Annotated in this window: 21 protein-coding genes and 1 pseudogene; 18 read left to right on the top strand and 4 right to left on the bottom strand. The window is 39.0% G+C overall.

Going from position 1 to position 22,049, the window contains the following annotated elements; translation table 11 throughout:
* On the top strand, window positions 1-269 hold a 269-nt coding region (locus tag BR72_RS05275), incomplete at its 5' end, for an LPXTG cell wall anchor domain-containing protein (RefSeq protein WP_035430667.1).
* Between the two features lie 213 nt (window positions 270-482).
* Here BR72_RS05275 and map read toward each other — a convergent pair.
* Window positions 483-1,229, bottom strand: a complete 747-nt coding sequence (map, locus tag BR72_RS05270) for a type I methionyl aminopeptidase (protein ID WP_035430666.1) — start codon at window positions 1,227-1,229, stop codon at window positions 483-485.
* A gap of 194 nt (window positions 1,230-1,423) precedes the next feature.
* Between map and BR72_RS05265 the strand changes: the two genes are divergently transcribed.
* From BR72_RS05265 to BR72_RS05250, 4 genes are read left to right on the top strand one after another with little or no spacing between them, the layout of a single operon-like run.
* Window positions 1,424-2,326 (top strand): ABC transporter ATP-binding protein, encoded by a 903-nt coding sequence (locus BR72_RS05265; protein ID WP_035430665.1) that lies wholly within the window; start codon window positions 1,424-1,426, stop codon window positions 2,324-2,326.
* Complete coding sequence (locus BR72_RS05260) at window positions 2,323-3,057, top strand: ABC transporter permease (RefSeq protein WP_035430664.1); 735 nt, start codon at window positions 2,323-2,325, stop codon at window positions 3,055-3,057. The genes BR72_RS05265 and BR72_RS05260 overlap by 4 nt, the downstream gene beginning before the upstream one ends.
* A gap of 1 nt (window position 3,058) precedes the next feature.
* Entirely contained in the window at window positions 3,059-4,186 is a 1,128-nt protein-coding gene (locus tag BR72_RS05255) for a sensor histidine kinase (protein ID WP_035430663.1), read from the top strand.
* The gene (locus tag BR72_RS05250) at window positions 4,183-4,785 is read left to right on the top strand and encodes a response regulator transcription factor (RefSeq protein ID WP_035430662.1); all 603 of its coding nucleotides are present in this window, start codon (window positions 4,183-4,185) and stop codon (window positions 4,783-4,785) included. Before BR72_RS05255 ends, BR72_RS05250 begins: the two co-directional genes overlap by 4 nt.
* Before the next feature lie 141 nt (window positions 4,786-4,926).
* Here BR72_RS05250 and BR72_RS27560 read toward each other — a convergent pair.
* Window positions 4,927-5,208: pseudogene (locus tag BR72_RS27560) on the bottom strand (hypothetical protein); the annotation flags it as partial.
* A gap of 242 nt (window positions 5,209-5,450) precedes the next feature.
* On the opposite strand from BR72_RS27560, the gene BR72_RS05245 reads away from it, so the two are divergent.
* Together BR72_RS05245 and BR72_RS05240 are read left to right on the top strand one after the other, a co-directional pair.
* The gene (locus BR72_RS05245; RefSeq protein WP_035430661.1) at window positions 5,451-6,308 is read left to right on the top strand and encodes a helix-turn-helix domain-containing protein; all 858 of its coding nucleotides are present in this window, start codon (window positions 5,451-5,453) and stop codon (window positions 6,306-6,308) included.
* An 87-nt stretch (window positions 6,309-6,395) separates the two neighbouring features.
* The gene (locus tag BR72_RS05240; RefSeq protein WP_035430660.1) at window positions 6,396-6,542 is read left to right on the top strand and encodes a quorum-sensing peptide PapR; all 147 of its coding nucleotides are present in this window, start codon (window positions 6,396-6,398) and stop codon (window positions 6,540-6,542) included.
* Window positions 6,543-6,631: 89 nt separating this feature from the next.
* Here the strand turns inward: BR72_RS05240 and cls are convergent, their stop codons facing one another.
* Window positions 6,632-7,825, bottom strand: coding sequence for a cardiolipin synthase (gene cls / locus BR72_RS05235; RefSeq protein WP_035430659.1), 1,194 nt, complete (start codon window positions 7,823-7,825; stop codon window positions 6,632-6,634).
* 277 nt (window positions 7,826-8,102) lie between these two features.
* Here cls and BR72_RS05230 point away from each other — a divergent pair, with 277 nt between their 5' ends.
* The 8 genes from BR72_RS05230 (at window position 8,103) to pyrG (ending at window position 18,134) form a co-directional block, all read left to right on the top strand.
* Complete coding sequence (locus BR72_RS05230; RefSeq protein WP_035430658.1) at window positions 8,103-10,211, top strand: (Fe-S)-binding protein; 2,109 nt, start codon at window positions 8,103-8,105, stop codon at window positions 10,209-10,211.
* Between the two features lie 100 nt (window positions 10,212-10,311).
* Complete coding sequence (locus BR72_RS05225; RefSeq protein WP_442852833.1) at window positions 10,312-11,508, top strand: acetyl-CoA C-acetyltransferase; 1,197 nt, start codon at window positions 10,312-10,314, stop codon at window positions 11,506-11,508.
* A gap of 16 nt (window positions 11,509-11,524) precedes the next feature.
* The gene (locus tag BR72_RS05220; protein ID WP_035430656.1) at window positions 11,525-12,376 is read left to right on the top strand and encodes a 3-hydroxybutyryl-CoA dehydrogenase; all 852 of its coding nucleotides are present in this window, start codon (window positions 11,525-11,527) and stop codon (window positions 12,374-12,376) included.
* Between the two features lie 76 nt (window positions 12,377-12,452).
* Window positions 12,453-13,583, top strand: coding sequence for an acyl-CoA dehydrogenase (locus BR72_RS05215; RefSeq protein ID WP_035430655.1), 1,131 nt, complete (start codon window positions 12,453-12,455; stop codon window positions 13,581-13,583).
* A gap of 13 nt (window positions 13,584-13,596) precedes the next feature.
* Window positions 13,597-14,736, top strand: coding sequence for an acyl-CoA dehydrogenase (locus BR72_RS05210; protein WP_035430654.1), 1,140 nt, complete (start codon window positions 13,597-13,599; stop codon window positions 14,734-14,736).
* Between the two features lie 71 nt (window positions 14,737-14,807).
* Window positions 14,808-15,452: a TetR/AcrR family transcriptional regulator gene (locus BR72_RS05205; protein WP_035430653.1), complete on the top strand. Its 645-nt coding sequence runs from the start codon at window positions 14,808-14,810 to the stop codon at window positions 15,450-15,452.
* Window positions 15,453-15,733: 281 nt separating this feature from the next.
* On the top strand, window positions 15,734-16,270 hold the full coding sequence (rpoE, locus tag BR72_RS05200) for a DNA-directed RNA polymerase subunit delta (RefSeq protein WP_035430652.1): 537 nt from the start codon (window positions 15,734-15,736) through the stop codon (window positions 16,268-16,270).
* A 256-nt stretch (window positions 16,271-16,526) separates the two neighbouring features.
* On the top strand, window positions 16,527-18,134 hold the full coding sequence (gene pyrG, locus BR72_RS05195; protein ID WP_035430651.1) for a CTP synthase: 1,608 nt from the start codon (window positions 16,527-16,529) through the stop codon (window positions 18,132-18,134).
* A gap of 38 nt (window positions 18,135-18,172) precedes the next feature.
* Here pyrG and BR72_RS05190 read toward each other — a convergent pair whose 3' ends face one another.
* Entirely contained in the window at window positions 18,173-18,700 is a 528-nt protein-coding gene (locus BR72_RS05190; protein ID WP_035430650.1) for a DUF2529 domain-containing protein, read from the bottom strand.
* A 330-nt stretch (window positions 18,701-19,030) separates the two neighbouring features.
* Between BR72_RS05190 and BR72_RS05185 the strand changes: the two genes are divergently transcribed.
* The 3 genes from BR72_RS05185 (at window position 19,031) to BR72_RS05175 (ending at window position 22,018) form a co-directional block, all read left to right on the top strand.
* The gene (locus BR72_RS05185) at window positions 19,031-19,399 is read left to right on the top strand and encodes a response regulator (RefSeq protein WP_035430649.1); all 369 of its coding nucleotides are present in this window, start codon (window positions 19,031-19,033) and stop codon (window positions 19,397-19,399) included.
* 210 nt (window positions 19,400-19,609) lie between these two features.
* Window positions 19,610-20,467 (top strand): class II fructose-bisphosphate aldolase, encoded by an 858-nt coding sequence (locus tag BR72_RS05180; protein ID WP_035430648.1) that lies wholly within the window; start codon window positions 19,610-19,612, stop codon window positions 20,465-20,467.
* A 261-nt stretch (window positions 20,468-20,728) separates the two neighbouring features.
* Window positions 20,729-22,018 carry a UDP-N-acetylglucosamine 1-carboxyvinyltransferase gene (locus tag BR72_RS05175; protein ID WP_035430647.1) on the top strand — a complete coding sequence of 430 codons (1,290 nt, stop codon included), beginning with the start codon at window positions 20,729-20,731 and terminating at the stop codon, window positions 22,016-22,018.
* Window positions 22,019-22,049: the final 31 nt, after the last annotated feature.

The following is a 22,049-nucleotide window of genomic DNA, read 5'->3' as shown; positions in this document are numbered from 1 at the left end:
ACAAAGATCCAAAAGATCCAAACACAAATACAGAGACAAACAAAGATCCGAAAGATCCAAACACAAATACAGAGACAGACAAAGATCCAAACACAAATACAAGCACAAATAGCGATCCAAGAGTTCCATCTAATAAACAAAACGATAAAACGACAGTATTACTTCCTAAAACAGGAGGAGCACCAGCGGAGATGATTTCAATTGTTGGCGGTATGGTATTGTTCGTTTTAGGTGGAATGTTATTTGCTCGTCAACGAATGAAACAATAAAAAGCTGTAGAGTATTATTTGATAACTCCTTTAGGGAATCATTCAAAAAACTTCATGGACAGGTGAAGAAAAGAATGAAACCTAAAGGGTTTTTTTATAGGAAAAAGGAAGTGTTTTCGAATGGAGAATAAATAGCGCGCATCAATTGAGGTTCGATGCGCGCTGCTTTATAGTTCTTATGTTGTTAAGATGACTATAACCGTATGTTTTTGTTTATAGCGCTGTTAAAATAATTGGTTCACCGCGTGTTACAACAATTGTATGCTCGCACTGTGCAACAAGGCTTTTATCTGGTGTGACAAATGTCCATTCATCATCACCGCGTTCGATAATATGATCTGCATGCATAGATACGAATGGTTCTACTGCTAAGACAAGTCCGTCTTTTAGGAGAGCGCTATCCATTGGATCGAAATAGTTTAAAATATGATTTGGTGCTTCGTGTAGGCTAAGGCCAATGCCATGTCCTGTTAAGTTTTGAATGACTGTATAGCCATTTTTACGAGCATCGTTGGCAACTGCACGGCCAATTTGGTTTTGTTTTGCGCCAGCTTTTACTTTTTTCATGGCTGCCCAAAATGCACTTTCAGCAGCAGCACAAAGTTTTTCTTTTGCTTCGTCTTGTCCAAGAACAAATGAAATACCTGTATCTGCATAGTAACCATCAAGTGCCGCAGATACGTCTACGTTTACTAAGTCGCCTTCTTTTAGAACGCGGTCTCCTGGGATGCCGTGTGCAACTTCTTCATTGACGCTAATGCAAGTTGTACCTGGAAAATTATATTCTTTTTCAGGTGCAGAAATAGCACCGTGCTCATCTAATACTTTCTTACCGATTAAATCAAGCTCTCTCGTTGTCATGCCTGGTTTCGCTTGTTTTTTCATTTCCTCGCGAGCAAGCGCAACGATGCGGCCGACTTTGCGTAAGCCTTCTAAATCTTGTTCATTTCGAATAATCATGAAAACCACTGTCCTTCCTCAAATGTACATCTCACATGATTGTATCATGTTTATTTTTGTCCTGCTACTTACCTAGGGAGTCGCTCATTTCAAGATTTCATGACATTTGTCATATCCATGTCATGACGTCTCATACTGTTTTCCACATCTTCCAATTTATACAATATAAATATAAGAACGACGGGGGTGGAGAAATGGAACAGATAATTGAAGTAAATGGTGTTTCAAAAACATTTAAACATAAAAAAGCAGTAAATAACGTTTCATTTACAGTAGCGAAAGGGGAAATTGTTGCATTACTTGGACCAAACGGAGCTGGTAAAACGACAACAATTTCGATGATGCTTGGATTAAGGGATCCTTCAGAAGGAAAAGTTTCTATCTTCGGTAAGAGCCCAAAACACCGAGATGTTCGCAATCGCCTTGGAGCAATGCTGCAAGAAGTGAGCGTCATTGATAGTGTGTCAGTAGAAGAAGCAATTGACTTGTTTCGTAGTTATTATACGAATCCAGTTGCAAAAGAAACATTACTTCAGCTATCCAATTTAGCTTCAGAAAGAAAGCAAAGATGTGAAAAGTTATCTGGTGGCCAAAAAAGACGTTTAAATTTCGCGCTCGCACTTGCTGGGAATCCCGATTTACTTTTCTTAGATGAACCAACAGTAGGGATGGACATTACGTCTAGAAAAAGCTTTTGGGATACAATTCGAAAATTGGCAGCTGAAGGGAAAACAATCATTTTAACAACACATTACTTAGAAGAAGCAGATGCACTAGCAGATCGAATTTTATTATTCGGTAACGGCAAAATCATCGCTGATGGTACGCCAGATGAAATGAAAGCAACGATTTCTCAAAAAACAATTTCGTTTTATGTAAAAGAAGAGGTACCGATGGGTATGCTTCGCAGCCTATCTCATGTTACAAATGTCCAATGTAATGAAAAGCATGTGGTACTGACAACAGATGATACGGACGCTACGCTTCGAGAAATTTATCATAAAAACTTGCCTGTTAAGGATGTTGTTGTTGAGCGCGGTAGCTTGGATGAAGCTTTTGAACAGTTTGTCGCAAATCAGAAGGAGGGAATCGTATGAGAGCGTTTTGGATGCAATGTAAAATAGAAATATTACGTACGTTTCGCAATAAATTATTTATCTTTTTCTCATTATTAATGCCAGTTATGTTTTACTACATTTTTACTAATGTTGTGTCAGTGCCGCAAAACGGAGATGCATGGAAAGCACATTATTTAATTTCAATGGCTACGTTTAGTATTGTAGGAACGGCACTCTTTAGTTTTGGTGTTCGTCTTTCACAAGAAAAAGGGCAAGGATGGACACAGCTTTTACAAATTACACCGCTACCAGAAGGCGTATATTTAACAGCTAAAATTATTGCTCAAACGGTTGTAAATGCTTTTTCAATCATTGTTATTTTCATCGCGGGTATAGTCATTAATGATGTACAGTTAACAATAGGACAGTGGATTGGCGCTGGATTATGGTTATTGGTTGGTGTTACGCCATTTTTAGCACTTGGAACGATTATCGGTGCGATTAAGAAAGCGGATGCGGCTACTGGACTAGCGAATATATTAAATATGTGTTTAGCAGTTCTAGGCGGCTTGTGGATGCCGATTGAAATATTTCCAAAGACGTTAAGAAGCATTGGAGAATGGACGCCGACATATCACTTCGGAAGCGGGGCTTGGGATATTGTTGCTGGCAAGACAATTGGTTGGGAAAATGCGGCAATTTTAGGAGGTTATTTTATCGCTTTTGTTGTACTATCAATATATATAAGAAAAAGACAGGAAGCGGTATAAAATGATCGAAAAGAAGCAGTTTGAACTATTTCCGAAACAGATGGGTTTTTTCCCTTATATATGGCTCGTATATTTGTTGTATCCTCTTTACTATTTGATGGGGCAATCAGGATGGAAATTGATATTAGGAGGCGGTATGCTTGTACTCTTTGTTATTGCATACCGCCAGCTTTATTTTGTGCCAAAGAATTTTATTATGTGGGCTTGTATTCAACTGGTGATTACATTCTTATTTAGTACGTTTTATGACCCATATATGATTTTCTTTGGATTTTTTACAGCAAATGCAATAGCATTTGCACAGACAAAAAAACAATTTCGTTTATTATTTTTCCTTTTGATCGTAATGATTTGTTCGTTTATGTTGGTGAACATCCGCGTGTTTACAAACACATCTGCTATAACTGTGATCCCGATGTTTATTTTAATGATTGTTACACCATTCGGTATGCGGAATTTTAACCAGAAAAAAGTATTAAGAACACAATTAATTGAAGCAAATGAACAAATTCGTGATTTAGTAAAACGCGAAGAACGGCAGCGCATTGCAAGGGATTTACATGATACGTTAGGGCATACGTTATCGCTCATTACATTAAAAAGCCAGCTTGTTGAGAAGCTTATTGTGAAAAATCCGGAACGCGCTTGTCTAGAGGCAAAGGAAATTACGCAAACATCCAGAACGGCGTTAAAACAATTACGGGAATTAATTTCTGATATGCGGATGATTACTGTCGAAGAAGAGCTAGAACAAGTGAAGGTGATTCTTCAAGCTGCTAGCATATCGCTAGAGGTGCAGCAGGAGACAAGTACGAATGTATTATCACCGCTAGAACAAAACATTGTCGGAATGTGTGTACGTGAAGCGGTGACAAATGTTGTGAAGCATAGTAAGGCAACGGAGTGCGTAATTATTTTACTTGAGGCGCAAGGGAAGTTGATGGTGCAAGTAAAGGATAATGGTGTTGGATTACAAAACAATCACGATGGGAACGGTATACTTGGCATGAGGGAGCGATTAGCTCTCATTGATGGAGTACTTAAATTAGATGATATTCATAATGGAACGATGTTAACGATACATGTTCCAATTGTCATAAGAACAGGGAAAGAAGGTGCGCATGCATGATTCGAATCATCATTGCAGAAGATCAGCGTATGCTTCGCGGGGCGTTAGGGGCTTTGCTGGATTTAGAGGATGATATTGAAGTTGTTGGGCAAGCGGAAAATGGAGAAGAGGCTTTGAAGCTCATTGAAACAGTACAGCCTGATATTAGTATTATGGACATTGAAATGCCGATTCAAAGCGGTCTGGATGTTGCTGAAACATTGCGGAAGCAGCAATCATTGTGCCGGGTTATGATTTTAACAACATTTGCTCGACCTGGTTATTTCGAGCGCGCAATGAAAGCAAATGTTCATGGGTATTTATTAAAAGATAGTCCGAGTGAAGATCTCGCAGCGGCAATTCGTAATGTTATGAATGGAAAGCGAGAAATTTCCCCTGAGCTTATGTTCGGACTTTGGCAAGAACAAAATCCATTAACAGATCGGGAAAAAGAAGTTCTTCTATTAGCGAAAGAAGGAAAGACGACAAATGAAATCGCCAAAACACTATATCTTTCATCTGGAACCGTTCGAAATTATATTTCGGATGTTTTAACGAAGCTGGATGCAAAAAATCGGATTGAGGCGATTACGATTGCGGAAGAAAAAGGATGGATATGAAAAAAGGTGTTTACCAATGTGAATCGGTAAACATCTTTTTTTGCGGGTAACTGTGTAACAAGTGAAATTACATCAATAATTGTGTAATCGCTAATAATTGGGTTATAATTTTAATATATGAATTTAATAATATCAACGTATGTAGTCGCCTTCTCGTTTTTTACAAATGACAATTTCACTAGTAAATTCTTTTTCTGACATATCGTTTGGAATTTGCAGAGCATTTCGTAAGAAAATTTTCACTTCATTTTTCGACAAAAAATTTGTTATATTAAGATTGGGTTATTGTACTTTTTTTTCTTGTACTTCACCTTTCAAGTACTTTTTCACGATATTTTCTTTCGTGCTACTTTGAGATCCTGCTAATGTTTCGATTGTTAGCCCGGGCTGAGCAGCTGCAACTTTTATTTGTTTATTATTCATTTCTTGGATACGAATTGCTTAAGGACAGAGCAAGCCGAAAGAAGAGAACTGGTCATTTTTTGTGATTTTTCTCTAACACACTTAATCTCACAAGTGTATGAGATTAAGTGTAAGACAAAATTGCGGAATTTTATATAAATTATGCAATATTTCATATCGAAAATTGTCGAAATGGCAGTATTGTATTGGTATGACCATTTTTAAAACTAAATTGCAATAAATGGGATGGATGGTGAACTAACGTGCATGCGGAAAAGCTGGGAGACGAAATTAAAAAGATTAGAAGGATGCGAGGTTTAACACAAAAGCATTTAGCTGATAACATATGTCATCAGTCGGAAATAAGTAGAATTGAATCAGGAGTAGTATATCCGAGTATGGACATATTACAAGGAATTGCAGCAAAGTTAAAAGTACCGATTATTCATTTTTATGAAGTAGTGGCTTATTCTGATATTGAACGAAAAAAACAATTTAAAGATCTGATTCAATCGCTATGCAAACAAAAGAAATATGAAGAAATTTATAAAAAAACATGGGATGAGCTAAAGAAAGAAGAAGATCATCCAGAGTTTCAGCAATTTCTTCTTTGGCATCATCATTTATCGGCGTATATGTTGAAAAAGGTGAATTATGAATACTGCATTTTAGAGTTGAAAAAATTAATCACCCAGCAATCAGTGGGTATGGATGTCTTTCAAAGTTTATATATCGAAAATTCAATTGCAAATATTTATGCGGAAAATGAATGTATTCAAAAAAGCATTGAAGTTTATAAACATATTTTAAAACAGTTGAAATCATTACATAGTAACGAGGAATTTGCTATAAAGGTTGGCTATAATTATGCAAAGGCATTGTATTTAGATGACCGGTATGAAGAAGCTCTTTACAATGTTGAAAAAACAATTGAAACATCATGCCAGAATAGTAACATGACACTCATTGGCCAGTTATTCTATCAAAAAGGAGAATGTCTTGAAAAGCTAGGGCATTCAGAAGATGAGATTAGAATTGCTTATGCAAAAGCGCTGTTCTTTTTTGAACTATTAGATCTACATTCTTATAAAAATACGCTGTTAAACAAAATGAAAATTTAAACAGGTAAAAAAAGGGTATGCATAATTGCATGTCTTATGGATAAAATTTCATGTTATATTAGAAAAAAAGACGTGGGGGAATGGAATATGAAAAAACTTCTTGTTGGTAGTTTATTGACATTAGCAATGTTAGCAGGTATTTCATTTGGCAGTGCGCTAGTAGACCAAAATCAAGCAGTAACAAATCATAATGATGTAGTACAATTAGCTTCAGATTTACCATTTGAATATTAAAATAAAAAGAAACAACCGTCTAGTCAAGACGGTTGTTTCTTTTTTTAGGCCTTTTTGCATAAGAACAGTCCAACAATGCGGGTTTCACTTTATAGAAAAAAAGAAAATAATGTTCCGATCCATTCTTTTCCTTTATCTAAAGGGGATAAAGAAGAAACGTCTTCCATAGAAAGTAAATTGGAGGATTCTAGATCTTGATTGATTTCTTTTTTCACTTGTTCTAAAAACGGTGAATCATATAATATACAATTGATTTCATGATTCATATATAAGCTTCGTTTATCAAAATTGGCCGTTCCAATATCACAAATCCATCCATCTACCATTACAATTTTCGCGTGAAAAAAACCATCTAGAAATTCGTAAATATGACAACCTGCTTTAATAAGTTTCCGACAATACGGAAGTTTTGCTTCGCGAACAAATGGATGATCCGCTTTTTTAGGCACGAGTATAGTAATACGAACTCCTCTTTTTCGCGCGCACAGCAATGCGTTCATTAGTTCTTTTCCAGGAATAAAATAGGGCGTGCCAATATACAGTTCTTTTGTTGCCTTTTCAATGAGATCGAGAAAAGTTTGCTGCAAATATGCGCCGTCAGTTGGTACGAATTGATGAGAAGTTTCGCCTTTTTTTAGTATTGGAAAATAACAATTTTCATCCAATAAGTCTTCGTTTGTATCATCGCGCCAATCATGTAGAAACTGCGTTTGCAAATCTTGTACACCTTCTTCGGTAAGGCGTAGGTGATAGTCACGCCAAGGACCTAGCTCTTGGTTATGTCCTAAATATTCTTCTCCGATGTTGAAACCTCCAATGTACCCAATTTTCCCATCAATAATAGTAATTTTTCGATGGTTTCTTTGGTTAACAGAGAAAAAGAGAAAGGGAAAACGAATTTTATGACAAAATGAAAAGTGCACACCGTGTTGTTTTAATTTCTGAATCGTTTGTTTTGATAAACGATGGCTGCCGATTCGATCAAGAAGAAGACGCACTTCAATACCTTGCGCTGCTTTTTCCATTAAAAGCTGTAAAAATGTATGGCTAATCTCATCATTTTTTACGATAAAAAACAAAATATGTATATGATGTTTAGCGTGTTGTATATCAGTAAATAGCTCCTTATATAATGCTTTCCCATATGTATAAAGTTTAAAATTACTATGGCGTATAGGAAAGGAACGTGGTTTAAGATTGTTTAAATGAATTTTTCTTCCATAGATGAAGTCAAAAGCTGCCCACAGTAAGAGAAAGATAAGGATGAGAAATAAAAAGTTCATGAAGTTCCCTCCTCTATATTCATTTTTATCTTGCAATTCGCCGGATTCGTTCTAAGTATCAATGGGATATGAAAAAACTACTGACGGAAGCTTCGCTTTATAGTTTCACCGAAATAAAAAGCTTTATGAAAAAATATATTGTTGTATAACAAAAAACTGTTGACTGAATGCTCACTCATCATATAATGGGAGTAGGGGTAATGAATTCAGAAAATTATTTATTTTTGAAGATTCGAAAATAAAAAAGTATACTACATGGAGAGGGGTTGGCAGAAATATGAACAGCTTATTAATTGTAAATTGGTTGGCGACAATTGCCATCGTTGCGTATGCAGCTTATTTATTTGTGTATCTTATACGAACACGGATTACCTACATACGATTAGGAAAAAAAGTAGAGTTTGATCGCCGCTTCAAAGAAAGATGGGATCTTATTAAAGGGAATGTCTTCGGACAAAAGAAATTACTCAAAGATAAAAAAAGTGGCATTATGCACGTTATGTTTTTTTACGGATTTATTCTTGTCCAATTTGGAGCAATTGACTTCATATGGAAAGGCTTAGCGCCAGGATCGCATCTTCCACTTGGACCACTATATTCTGCATTTACATTCTTCCAAGAAATCGTCACACTCGTTATTTTAATCGCAGTCTTTTGGGCTTTTTATAGAAGGTATATTGAGAAGCTTGTTCGCTTAAAGAGGAACTTTAAAGCAGGGCTTGTTTTAATTTTCATCGGAGGCTTAATGTTATCTGTTCTTCTTGGTAATGGAATGGGCATCATTTGGCATGGCGAGGAATTATCATGGAGTGAACCGATCGCTTCTGCAATCGCTTACTTATTTTCTGGGATTGGCGAAACAGCCGCAATTGTCGTGTTCTATTTTGCGTGGTGGTTGCATTTACTAATTTTGTTAACGTTTTTAGTTTACGTTCCACAATCGAAACATGCGCATTTAATTGCAGGACCAGCAAATGTATACTTTAGCCGTTTAACAAACCCAGGGAAATTAGAAAAAATTGATTTTGAAGATGAAACGCAAGAAACATTTGGCGTTGGGAAAATTGAAGACTTCAAACAAACACAGCTTATTGATTTATATGCATGCGTAGAGTGCGGCCGCTGTACGAATATGTGCCCGGCAACAGGAACTGGTAAGATGCTATCGCCAATGGATTTAATTTTAAAGCTGCGTGACCATTTAACGGATAAAGGTGCAGCAGTAACGTCGCGCGCACCGTGGGTACCAACCGTTGCATTTAACAAAACAAAAGGCAATCAACTAGCGATGATGGCAGCTGGAGATGGACAACATGAATCTGCCGCAACGCTCGCATACGATCCAAGTTTAATTGGAGATGTCATTACTGAAACAGAAATTTGGGCTTGTACAACGTGTCGTAACTGTGAAGATCAATGTCCAGTTATGAACGAACACGTTGATAAAATTATTGATTTGCGCCGCTACCTTGTTTTAACAGAAGGAAAAATGGATCCAGAAGCGCAGCGTGCTCTGACAAATATCGAGCGTCAAGGAAACCCTTGGGGACTGAATCGTAAAGAGCGTGAAACGTGGCGTACGATGGAAGAGGAAGTTTCCATTCCAACTGTGAAAGAAAAAGCAAAAGCAGGCGAAGAGTTTGAATATTTATTCTGGGTAGGTTCTATGGGATCTTATGATAACCGTAGCCAGAAAATTGCGTTATCTTTTGCGAAATTAATGAATGAAGCTGGTATTTCCTTTGCGATCCTCGGAAATAAAGAGAAAAACTCAGGAGATACACCGCGCCGCCTTGGAAATGAATTTGTTTTCCAAGAGATGGCAAGTAAAAATATTGAAGAGTTTGAGAAAGCAGGCGTGAAGAAGATTGTTACAATCGATCCGCATGCGTATAACACGTTTAAAAATGAGTATCCAGACTTTGGCTTACAAGCAGAAGTCTATCATCATACAGAATTGTTAGCACAGTGGGTGAAAGAAGGGCGCTTAAAGCCAGTTCACCGCGTCGAAGAAACGATTACGTATCACGACTCTTGTTATTTAGGACGTTACAACGAAGTGTACGAAGCACCGCGCAATATTTTAAAAGCGATTCCAGGTGTGAAGCTTGTTGAAATGGAACGTAACCGTGAAACAGGAATGTGCTGCGGAGCGGGCGGCGGTCTTATGTGGATGGAAGAGACGGCTGGTTCGCGTATTAACGTGGCACGTACTGAACAAGCACTTTCGACATCGCCGACGATGATCGGTACGGGTTGCCCGTATTGCTTAACGATGATCAGCGATGGTACGAAGGCGAAAGAAGTAGAAGAGCGCGTACAAACGCTTGATATAACGGAGATTCTAGAGCGCTCTGTCATTGGACCGAAGAAAGAAGCAATATAAGAATCCGTACAACTTTAGATAAAAGGGGTGCAAATTTTGCACCTCTTTCTCACGACAGCGCTACTGAACGAGCGTTCAATCAACGCCGTAATAAGAAGAAATGGGGGAATATGTTTTGACAAGAACAGTAATTTTAAGTGCTGCAAGAACACCTGTTGGAAAGTTTGGGGGAGCTTTAAAGGATGTAAAGGCAACAGAGCTTGGAGGAATTGCAATTGGAGCGGCTTTAGAGCGTGCGAATGTTGCAGCAAGTGATATTGAAGAAGTTGTATTTGGGACGGTTATTCAAGGAGGACAAGGGCAAATTCCATCGCGCCAAGCAGCTAGAGAAGCAGGGATTCCGTGGGAGACTCGCACAGAAACAGTGAATAAAGTTTGTGCATCTGGACTTCGTGCTGTAACGTTAGCGGATCAAATTATTCGCACTGGTGATCATTCGTTGCTTGTAGCAGGCGGCATGGAATCGATGAGCAATAGTCCATATATTTTACGCGGCGCGCGCTGGGGATATCGCATGGGGCATAACGAAGTTGCCGACTTAAACGTGGCGGATGGTTTAACGTGCACATTTACTGGCGTGCATATGGGTGTGTATGGCGGCGATGTTGCCAAAGAAGACGGTATTTCTCGTGAAATGCAAGATGAGTGGGCATGCAGAAGTCATATGCTTGCCATTGAAGCGCAAAAGGAAGGCCGCTTTGCAGAAGAAATTGTTCCTGTATCTGTGCCGCAGCGAAAAGGGGAGCCGGTAGTCGTAGCGCACGATGAAGCGCCGCGCGGAGATACAACAATTGAAAAATTAGCAAAGCTAAAACCTGTATTTGATAAGGATGCAACGGTTACGGCTGGGAATGCACCAGGTTTAAATGATGGAGCAGCAGCGCTCGTGTTAATGAGTGAAGAACGTGCGAAGGAAGAAGGAAGAAAGCCGCTTGCAACGATTTTAGGGCATACAGCGATCGCGGTTGAAGCAAAGGATTTTCCGAGAACACCAGGCTATGCCATTAATGAGTTATTAAAGAAAACAGGCAAGAAAGTGGAAGACATTGATTTATTTGAGATTAATGAAGCGTTTGCTGCTGTAGCGATTGCAAGCGCAAACCTTGCAGGTATTAATCCCGAGAAGATTAACGTAAACGGCGGAGCAGTTGCGATGGGGCATCCAATTGGAGCAAGCGGGGCGCGCATTATCGTTACTCTTATCCATGCATTGAAGCAGCGCGGCGGTGGAATTGGAATTGCATCTATTTGCAGCGGCGGTGGTCAAGGCGACGCAATCATGATTGAGGTTCAGTAAAAAGGGGGCTATAAACATGACAGTACAAAAGATTGTTGTAATTGGTTCGGGGCAAATGGGTTCTGGAATTGCACAGGTGTGTGCGATGGCAGGCTATGACGTATATATACAAGATTTAAAGCAAGAGCAGCTAAACCGCGGAATCGCAACTATTACGAAAAATTTATCTCGGCAAGTTGAGAAAGGCCGCATGAGTGAAAATGATAAGGATGCAACGTTACAGCGTCTGACCGCAACGATTACGCTAGATTGTGTAGAAGAAGCAGATCTTGTCATCGAAGCAGCTGTGGAAAGAATGGACATTAAAAAGCAAATTTTTGCGAAACTAGATGAATTAGCACCGGAGCATACGATTTTAGCAACAAATACATCTTCGCTGCCAATTACTGAAATTGCAGCTGTTACGAATCGTCCAGAAAAAGTCATCGGTATGCACTTTATGAACCCTGTTCCGGTTATGAAGCTTGTCGAAATTATTCGCGGCTTAGCAACGGAGGACGCTGTATATGAAACGATTGAGGATATTACAAAAAAAATCGGCAAAGTCCCAGTTGAAGTAAATGACTTCCCAGGGTTTGTTTCTAACCGTATTTTATTGCCAATGATTAACGAAGCAATTTATACGCTATATGAAGGCGTTGCAACAAAAGAAGCGATCGATGAGGTTATGAAGCTTGGCATGAATCATCCGATGGGACCATTGACACTTGCTGATTTTATCGGTTTAGATACTTGTTTATACATTATGGAAGTGCTGCATGAAGGATTAGGGGATAGCAAATATCGACCATGCCCGCTCCTACGTAAATATGTAAATGCAGGCTGGTTAGGACGTAAGACAGGACGCGGTTTTTACGTTTATGAATAATTAATACCTCTTCCGGTGTACTAGTGGTCTTACTAAGCCATTCAATCATAATAAAAAACAATTTGAGGTGAAGTAGATGAACTTTCAATTTACAGAAGAGCAGCAAATGATGCGGAAAATGGTTCGGGACTTCGCTCAGAAGGAAATTGCTCCCTTTGTTCCAATGATGGAACAAGGGGTGTTTCCTAGAGAAGTTCTAAAGAAAATGGGCGCGCTTGGACTAATGGGGATACCAATTCCAGCGAAATACGGCGGGGCGGAAATGGACTTTATTTCGTATATTTTAGCCATTCATGAAATTTCAAAAGTAAGCGCTACGGTAGGGGTCATTTTATCAGTACATACTTCTGTTGGAACGAATCCTATTTTATATTTTGGAACAGAAGAGCAAAAGAAAAAATATATTCCAAAGTTAGCAACGGGTGAATATTTAGGGGCATTTGCATTAACAGAGCCAAGCGCAGGATCGGATGCTGGGAGTCTGAAATCAAGGGCGGTTAGGCAAGGCGATGAGTACGTTATTAACGGTTCGAAAGTATTTATTACAAACGGCGGCGAGGCAGATACATATATTGTCTTTGCTTCTACGAATCCGGATGCGGGTACGCGCGGAATATCGGCATTTATTGTCCCGAAAGATACACCAGGTTTAGTTATTGGAAAAGATGAGCACAAAATGGGGTTATTAGGTTCTCGAACAGTGCAATTAACGTTTGAAGATATGAAAGTTCCTGCTGAGAATTTGCTTGGCGAAGAGGGCCAAGGTTTTAAAGTGGCAATGGCAAATTTAGATGCTGGTCGCATCGGTATCGGGGCACAGTCACTTGGTATCGCTGAAGCAGCGCTAGATTGTGCTACTGATTATGCGAAAGAACGTCGTCAGTTTGGCAAACCGATTGCCGCGCAGCAAGGATTAGGGTTTAAGCTAGCGGATATGGCAACAGCCGTTGAAGCAGCTCGTCTGCTTGTATACCGCGCTGCATCATTAAGAACGCAAGGTTTACCGTGCGGGAAGGAAGCGTCAATTGCAAAATTATTTGCTTCCAAAACAGCAGTAGAAGTGGCAATTGAAGCTGTGCAAGTGTTAGGTGGTTATGGTTATACAAAAGAGTATTCTGCAGAGCGATTCTTCCGCGATGCAAAAATATGTGAGATTTATGAAGGAACAAGTGAGATTCAGCGTTTAGTTATTAGCAGAGCGCTTTAAGGGGGAAATAGAGATGCATTTTAAATTATCGGAAGAGCATGAAATGATTCGGAAAATGGTTCGTGATTTTGCGAGAAATGAAGTCGCACCCACAGCAGCGGAGCGTGATGAAGAGGAACGCTTTGACCGCGCTTTATTTGATCAAATGGCGGAACTTGGCTTAACTGGTATTCCGTGGCCTGAAGAGTACGGCGGAATTGGAAGCGATTACTTAGCTTATGTGATCGCGGTGGAAGAGTTGTCACGTGTTTGTGCTTCTACAGGTGTAACATTATCAGCTCATACATCGCTTGCAGGTTGGCCAATTTTCACATTCGGTACAGAAGAGCAAAAGCAGAAGTATTTACGTCCAATGGCAGAAGGAAAGAAAATCGGTGCTTACGCCTTAACGGAGCCGGGTTCTGGATCAGATGCTGGCGGAATGAAAACAACGGCAAAGCGTGACGGTGATCATTATATTTTAAACGGTTCGAAAATTTTCATTACAAACGGCGGCATTGCGGATATTTATGTGGTATTTGCACTGACAGATTCAGAATCAAAGCAGCGCGGTACAAGTGCATTTATTGTGGAAAGCAGTGCGCTAGGATTCTCTGTTGGAAAGAAAGAGAGCAAGCTTGGTATTCGTTCTTCACCGACGACGGAGATTATATTTGAGGACTGCCACATTCCAGCTGAGAACTTACTTGGCGAGGAAGGGCAAGGATTTAAAATTGCAATGAAAACGTTAGATGGCGGCCGTAACGGTATTGCGGCGCAAGCGGTTGGTATCGCACAAGGCGCGCTTGATGCCGCGGCTGATTATGCGAAGGAACGCCAGCAATTTGGGAAGCCAATTGCCGCGCAGCAAGGAATTGGCTTTAAACTAGCGGATATGGCAACTGGAGTAGAGGCGGCGCGCTTATTAACATATCAAGCAGCTTGGCTTGAATCAGAAGGTTTGCCGTATGGAAAAGAATCAGCAATGTCGAAATTATTTGCAGGAGATACAGCAATGAAAGTGACGACAGAGGCTGTGCAAGTATTTGGAGGATACGGTTATACAAAAGATTATCCAGTAGAACGCTTTATGCGCGATGCAAAGATTACGCAAATTTATGAAGGAACGCAAGAAATTCAGCGTCTTGTTATTTCACGTATGTTAACAAAGTAGAAGAGATTAGAAGCGTAGGAGCCTCCTACGCTTCTTCCTGCAAAATGATAGAAAAGGGGTGAAGGATATAGATGGTTAAGCACAATGTACAAGCATCTGTGAAAGATGAAAGACTTATTGCACTTCGGCGTGAACAAATGATTAAAGGTGCTGTGCAGCTCTTTAAACAAAAAGGATTTCCGCGCACAACAACGAGAGAAATTGCAAAGGCAGCAGGCTTTAGCATTGGGACACTCTATGAATATATTCGAACGAAAGATGATGTGCTTTATTTAGTGTGTGATAGTATTTATGAACATGTAAAAGAGCGTTTAGAGCAAGTGCTTTGCAAAGGAAAAGGAAATGTTGATAGTTTAAAAGCAGCGATTACAAATTATTTTAAAGTGATGGATGAATTGCAAGAAGAGGTTCTTATTATGTATCAAGAAGTTCGTTTTCTACCAAAAGAATCGCTGCCTTACGTACTAGAGAAAGAATTTCAAATGGTAGGGATGTTCGAAGATATTTTGCAGCAATGTGTTCAAAATAAAGTATTTACTTTAACAAAAAATGAGATTCAACTGCTTGCTCATAATATTTTTATTCAAGGACAAATGTGGGGATTTCGGCGCTGGGCGTTGCAGAAACTTTATACATTGGAAGAGTATACAGAGATGCAAATTCGTTATGTATTAAATGGTGCTCATATGATTCCGAGCTATATAGATCCAAATTAAAAAAATAAAATAAAAGCATTTTTTAGGTGGGCGAGGGCGTCTGGTCATGTATAGAAGTGGTTAGGGTCTTTTTCTGCCTAGCAGCAGTCTATATATCGAAAAATGAAAATGGGTTCATATGAAAGGAAAATGACCTTCCATATGCAGAGGGGATCACTTGATGATTCCCTATTTTTTTGTGGCATATTTGGTGCAGTTTTGTTTATAATGAATAGTATGGATTTTTTTGAACAGGCCTTTATATAATTAGGATATATTTTAAGAAAGGAAGTGCCGCACAAGTGAATTTAAAGCAAATTTCACCAGAAGAGCTAAAAGAATTGTCCATGATTGAAGTTGTACATAGCTTGTTAGAGGAAAAAGGACAAGCAACACCTTTTCATGATCTAGTTCAAGAAATCGCTCAATTACTAGAACTATCTGAAGAACAAGTTGCAGCGAGAATCGCGCAATTTTATACAGATTTAAATATCGATGGCCGCTTTATCAATCTTGGAGAAAATCGTTGGGGACTACGTGGATGGTACCCGTACGAGCAAATTGATGAGGAAATTTTACCTCAAGCGAAGCCTAAGAAGAAACGTAAAGTTGAAGAAGTAGAAGATGACTACATCGAAGCGGAAGATGATTTCGAAGACGATGGCGACTTCGAAGAAGATGAAGAAGAAGACGTAGAAGATCTTGATGAGCTTCTTGATGAAGAAGATGAAGAAGATGATGATCTTGATGACTTAGATGAAGAAGATGATGATGATGATTTCGCTGATGAAGATGAATTAGAATACGACGAATCAGAAGAAGAAGAGGAAGAGCTGTAGTTCTTGACTTTTCATTATCGTCCATGTAGAATCATTTTTGGGCTCTTTAAAAAAGACGATAATAATTTTTTCTTATAAATATAAAAGAAAATTGCTCCCTATTCATTACTTTGTGTAATAAAGGGAGCAATTTTCTTTTTTGTTTTTTGTTTAGAAAAATGAAAGAGTCTAACAATAAGATAAGGTAAGTGTTATCTACATACGTTGCAATTTGCAGCGGTAATTATATAACAGCAAAGTAGAAGGGAGTACATTCATGACTAAGTATATTTTTGTAACAGGCGGTGTAGTATCATCTCTAGGAAAGGGGATCACAGCAGCATCCCTTGGAAGATTATTAAAAAATCGTGGTTTAAACGTAACGATTCAAAAGTTTGATCCGTATATTAACGTAGACCCAGGAACAATGAGCCCATACCAACACGGTGAGGTATTCGTTACAGATGATGGTGCAGAAACAGATTTAGACCTTGGTCATTATGAGCGTTTCATCGACATCAACTTAAATAAATACAGCAACGTAACAACAGGTAAAATTTACTCTTCTGTTCTTCAAAAAGAGCGTCGTGGTGAATATTTAGGAGGAACTGTTCAAGTTATTCCTCACATTACAAATGAAATTAAAGAGCGTGTATATCGTTCAGGCCGCGAAACTAATGCGGACGTTGTGATTACAGAAATCGGCGGAACTGTTGGTGATATCGAGTCTTTACCGTTCCTAGAAGCAATTCGCCAAATTAAGAGCGATATTGGCCGTGACAATGTAATGTACATTCATTGTACGTTAATCCCTTATTTAAAAGCAGCTGGCGAAATGAAAACAAAACCAACACAGCATAGTGTTAAAGAACTTCGCAGCTTAGGTATTCAGCCAAATATTATCGTTGTTCGTACAGAACTTCCTGTTTCTCAAGATATGAAAGATAAGCTTGCTTTATTCTGCGACATTGATACAAAAGCAGTAATCGAAGCACGCGATGCAGATACATTATATGCAGTTCCATTATCTCTTCAAGAGCAAAACATGGACCAAATCGTTTGTGATCATTTAAAATTAGACAATCCAGCTGCCGATATGACAGAATGGAATGCATTAGTTGAGAAAGTACGCAATCTGTCTAAGAAAACAAAAATTGCTCTTGTTGGTAAATATGTAGAGCTTCAAGATGCATACATTTCTGTTGTAGAAGCACTTCGTCATGCAGGTTATAAATTTGATACAGATGTAGAAGTGAAATGGGTAAATGCTGAGCACGTAACAGCAGAAAACGTGAAAGAATTAGTTGGCGATACAGATGGTATCCTTGTACCAGGTGGTTTCGGTGACCGCGGTGTTGAAGGTAAAATTGCTGCAATTCAATATGCACGTGAAAACAAAGTTCCATTCTTAGGAATTTGCTTAGGTATGCAACTTGCATCAATCGAATTTGCACGTAACGTATTAGGATTAGAAGGTGCGAACTCTTCTGAAATTAATCCTGACACGCCTTATGCAATTATCGACCTATTACCAGAGCAAAAAGACGTAGAAGACTTAGGTGGTACACTTCGTCTTGGGCTATACCCATGTAAGCTTACGCCAGAAACAAATGCTTATAGTGCATATAATGAGCCAGTTGTATATGAACGTCATCGTCATCGTTATGAGTTCAACAATGAATTCCGTAAAGATATGGAAGGCGCTGGGTTCATCTTCTCTGGTACAAGCCCAGATGGCCGTTTAGTAGAAATTATCGAATTGAAAGAACATCCTTGGTTCGTGGCAGCACAGTTCCACCCAGAACTTGTATCTCGTCCAAACCGTCCACAACCGTTGTTCCGTGACTTTGTACAAGCTTCTATTATTAATAAAGAAGGTAAGTAATAAGAAAAAGGCGTCCTATTATAGGGCGCCTTTTTGCGTTACTCATATTCATTCATAATGTCATCAATTGTAAACTTTAATCCGTGATAGGCAAATAAAGCTGTCATTAAACTTGGAAATCCATACCGAGATCCGTCATCATCTGGAATTAATGGCTTGATAAGTTGTGTATCGATATGTGCATCGGTGAATTGTTCTAATGACAATTCGCCTTCTTGTTTAGCGGAAATACCAACAATAAAATGACCGTTTTCTTGCAATTGTTTCGCTAGTGAAATAATCTCTTCATCTGTAGAAAAACGGCTAATCAGTAGGATGCGATCGGCAACGGTTACGTCTTCTTGTTTATCGTCTGCAAATAATCGTTTTGCATGTTGCATAGGCTCGGCTCCGTATAAAGCTTCGGAAATTACACCTTCCATCTCTTTCGTACCGTGCAAGTAAATGTGTCCATCTCCGATTAATGCTTGTGCAAGTAAACGAGCACTATCTTCTATATTCATCTCTTCTTTCTGAGCAATTTTTGTGAAATAGCCACCTAGCTGGGTGGAAAAAATTTTAAACATGGTGATGCTCCTTTCTAGCATGCTTATCGGCTTTCATTATAGCTTATTTATTCATAACGGTGCTAGCGCTAGGAAATAGGAAGCAGTAAAATAAGAAAGAATAGGAAGGAATTTGATAAAAAGTAGCGAAATTAATCGAAAGATATGAATCCATTTTAATTTTTCGACATCTAGATTGTTGCTATGTAGAAAAAAGTTCTGACCGCTTCTATGCATGGTCAGATGCTCCCAGGCTATATAAAAAGAATGGTTTTTATGCCTGTTTTTAATTTGGATTTATAGGGATACGAGAAATACAAATTTTGTATTTATATAGAAAGGTTGGGGAATATGGAAGGGAAAATTTTAATCGTTGATGATCAATACGGCATTCGAGTTTTATTACATGAGGTGTTTCAAAAGGAAGGTTACGAAACATTTCAAGCAGCAAACGGTTTTCAAGCCCTCGATATTGTGAAAAAAGATTGTCCAGATTTAGTTATTTTAGATATGAAAATCCCGGGTATGGACGGAATTGAAATTTTAAAACATGTGAAAAAAATTAATCAAGACATTAAAGTAATTTTAATGACGGCTTATGGCGAGTTAGATATGATTCAAGAAGCGAAAGAACTCGGTGCGTTAATGCACTTTGCAAAGCCGTTTGATATTGATGAAATTCGAAGTGCTGTGCGAAAAGAAATTGCTGTAGAAGCATAATCGTGAATTTTTTATTAAAAAATAGTAAAAAAGCGTTTTCATAAACTAATGAGCAGGTGAATGCAGTTGAGTTTTTGAGTACAAGTTGGTATCCTATGGAGTGTAGAAAAAAGTCCGGTATGTGATTATACATATTTTTCCTTATTGTGGTCATACTACCACCGATAAGAACTTATCGGATACAAAAAAACGTTTTTAGGAGGATTTACCATGCCTTTAGTTTCCATGAAAGAAATGCTAAACAAAGCGCTAGAAGGAAAATATGCAGTTGGTCAATTCAACATGAATAACTTAGAGTGGACACAAGCTATCTTAGCTGCTGCAGAAGAAGAAAAATCTCCTGTAATTTTAGGTGTATCTGAAGGTGCAGCTCGTCATATGACTGGTTTCAAAACAGTTGTAGCTATGGTTAAAGCTTTAATCGAAGAAATGAACATCACTGTTCCTGTTGCGATTCACCTTGACCATGGTTCAAGCTTCGAAAAATGTAAAGAAGCAATTGATGCAGGTTTCACATCTGTAATGATCGATGCTTCTCACCACCCATTTGAAGAAAATATCGAAACTACTAAAAAAGTAGTAGAATATGCACACGCTCGTAACGTATCTGTAGAAGCTGAGCTTGGTACAGTTGGCGGACAAGAAGATGACGTAGTAGCTGAAGGTGTTATCTACGCTGATCCTCAAGAGTGTAAAGAACTAGTAGCTGCAACAGGTATTGATTGCCTTGCTCCAGCATTAGGTTCTGTACATGGTCCTTACAAAGGTGAGCCTAACTTAGGATTCAAAGAGATGGAAGAAGTTCGTGACGTAACTGGTGTACCTTTAGTACTTCACGGTGGTACTGGTATCCCAACAGCTGACATCAAAAAATCTATCTCTTTAGGTACTTCTAAAATCAACGTAAACACTGAAAACCAAATCGAGTTTACAAAAGCGGTTCGTGAAGTGTTAAATAAAGACCAAGAAGTTTATGATCCTCGTAAATTTATCGGGCCTGGTCGTGAAGCAATTAAAGCGACTGTAATCGGTAAAATTCGTGAGTTTGGTTCTAACGGTCAAGCATAATTTTAAAAATGACTTTAGAAACCGTCTAGCCTTTTAGACGGTTTCGTTTCGTTGTATAATGAAAGCGTGAACATTTTGCGGAATAGACAAATTTCTGCTTGTTAGGGCATTTTAAGAGAATTATTTTTGTAATTATGTAAAAATAAAGGGAACAGAGAGCATGGACATACTCGCAAGTGTAAGAATGTATCCGAAGTAGTGAACTTACCCGTTACAGTAGGGAATGGATCGGGAAATGAATTCACAAGAAGGGGGCTTAAGATGGATAAGTTGCTGATTGAAGGCGGTGTACCTTTACATGGTTCAATTCGTGTGAGTGGTGCAAAAAATAGTGCTGTTGCGCTTATTCCTGCGACCATTTTAGCAGAAACACCCGTTACAATTGGTGGTGTACCTAATATTTCTGATGTGAAAATACTCGGTGATTTGTTAGAGGAAATTGGTGGATCAGTCACATATCATCAAGATGAAGAAATGACAATTGATCCTTCTAAGATGGTAGCAATGCCTCTTCCGAATGGAAAGGTAAAAAAGCTGCGTGCTTCCTATTATTTAATGGGAGCAATGCTCGGTCGTTTTAAACAAGCGGTAATTGGACTTCCTGGTGGATGTCATTTAGGACCAAGGCCAATTGACCAGCATATTAAGGGGTTTGAAGCGCTTGGAGCACATGTCACAAATGAGCAAGGTGCAATATATTTGCGTGCAGAGGAACTGCGGGGAGCACGTATTTATTTAGATGTTGTCAGTGTAGGTGCGACAATTAACATTATGCTTGCTGCCGTGCGTGCAAAAGGTAGGACAATCATTGAAAATGCAGCGAAAGAACCTGAAATTATTGATGTAGCCACATTGCTTACAAGTATGGGAGCTCGCATTAAAGGAGCAGGAACAGACGTAATTCGTATCGATGGTGTTGAATCGCTTCACGGCTGTTATCACTCTATTATTCCTGATCGCATTGAAGCTGGAACATATATGATTCTGGGTGCGGCTTCTGGCGGTGAAGTTGTAGTTGATAATGTGATTCCGCAGCACTTAGAATCTATAACGGCTAAGCTTCGGGAAATGGGTGTCAGAGTAGAAACACATGATGATCAAATTGTGGTAAGTGGGGATCGCCAGTTAAAAATGGTAGATGTAAAAACGCTCGTATATCCAGGGTTTCCAACTGACTTGCAGCAACCGTTTACGACGTTATTAACAAAGGCAAGCGGAACGGCAGTTGTAACAGATACAATTTACGGCGCACGATTTAAACATATAGATGAATTAAGAAGAATGAATGCGCAAATTAAAGTAGAAGGTCGTTCTGCTATCGTGACAGGGCCTATTTCGCTGCAAGGAGCGAAAGTGAAAGCAAGTGACTTACGTGCCGGGGCTGCTCTTGTTATTGCAGGTTTAATGGCAGAAGGGATCACTGAGATTACAGGGCTGGAGCATATTGATCGCGGCTATGAAAATTTAGAGGACAAGCTTCGAGGTCTTGGCGCAAAAATTTGGCGTGAAAAAATGACAAGACAAGAGATTGAACAGATGAAAAACGCCTAAAGAGCTTTGCGTCTATAATAGGGCGCATGGT

Origin of the sequence: Bacillus sp. UNC322MFChir4.1, assembly GCF_000746135.1 — a bacterium.
Lineage (GTDB): Bacteria > Bacillota > Bacilli > Bacillales > Bacillaceae_G > Bacillus_A.
The sequence above is the reverse complement of the archived record's forward strand: the minus strand, read 5'-3'. Positions and strand labels throughout refer to the sequence as shown.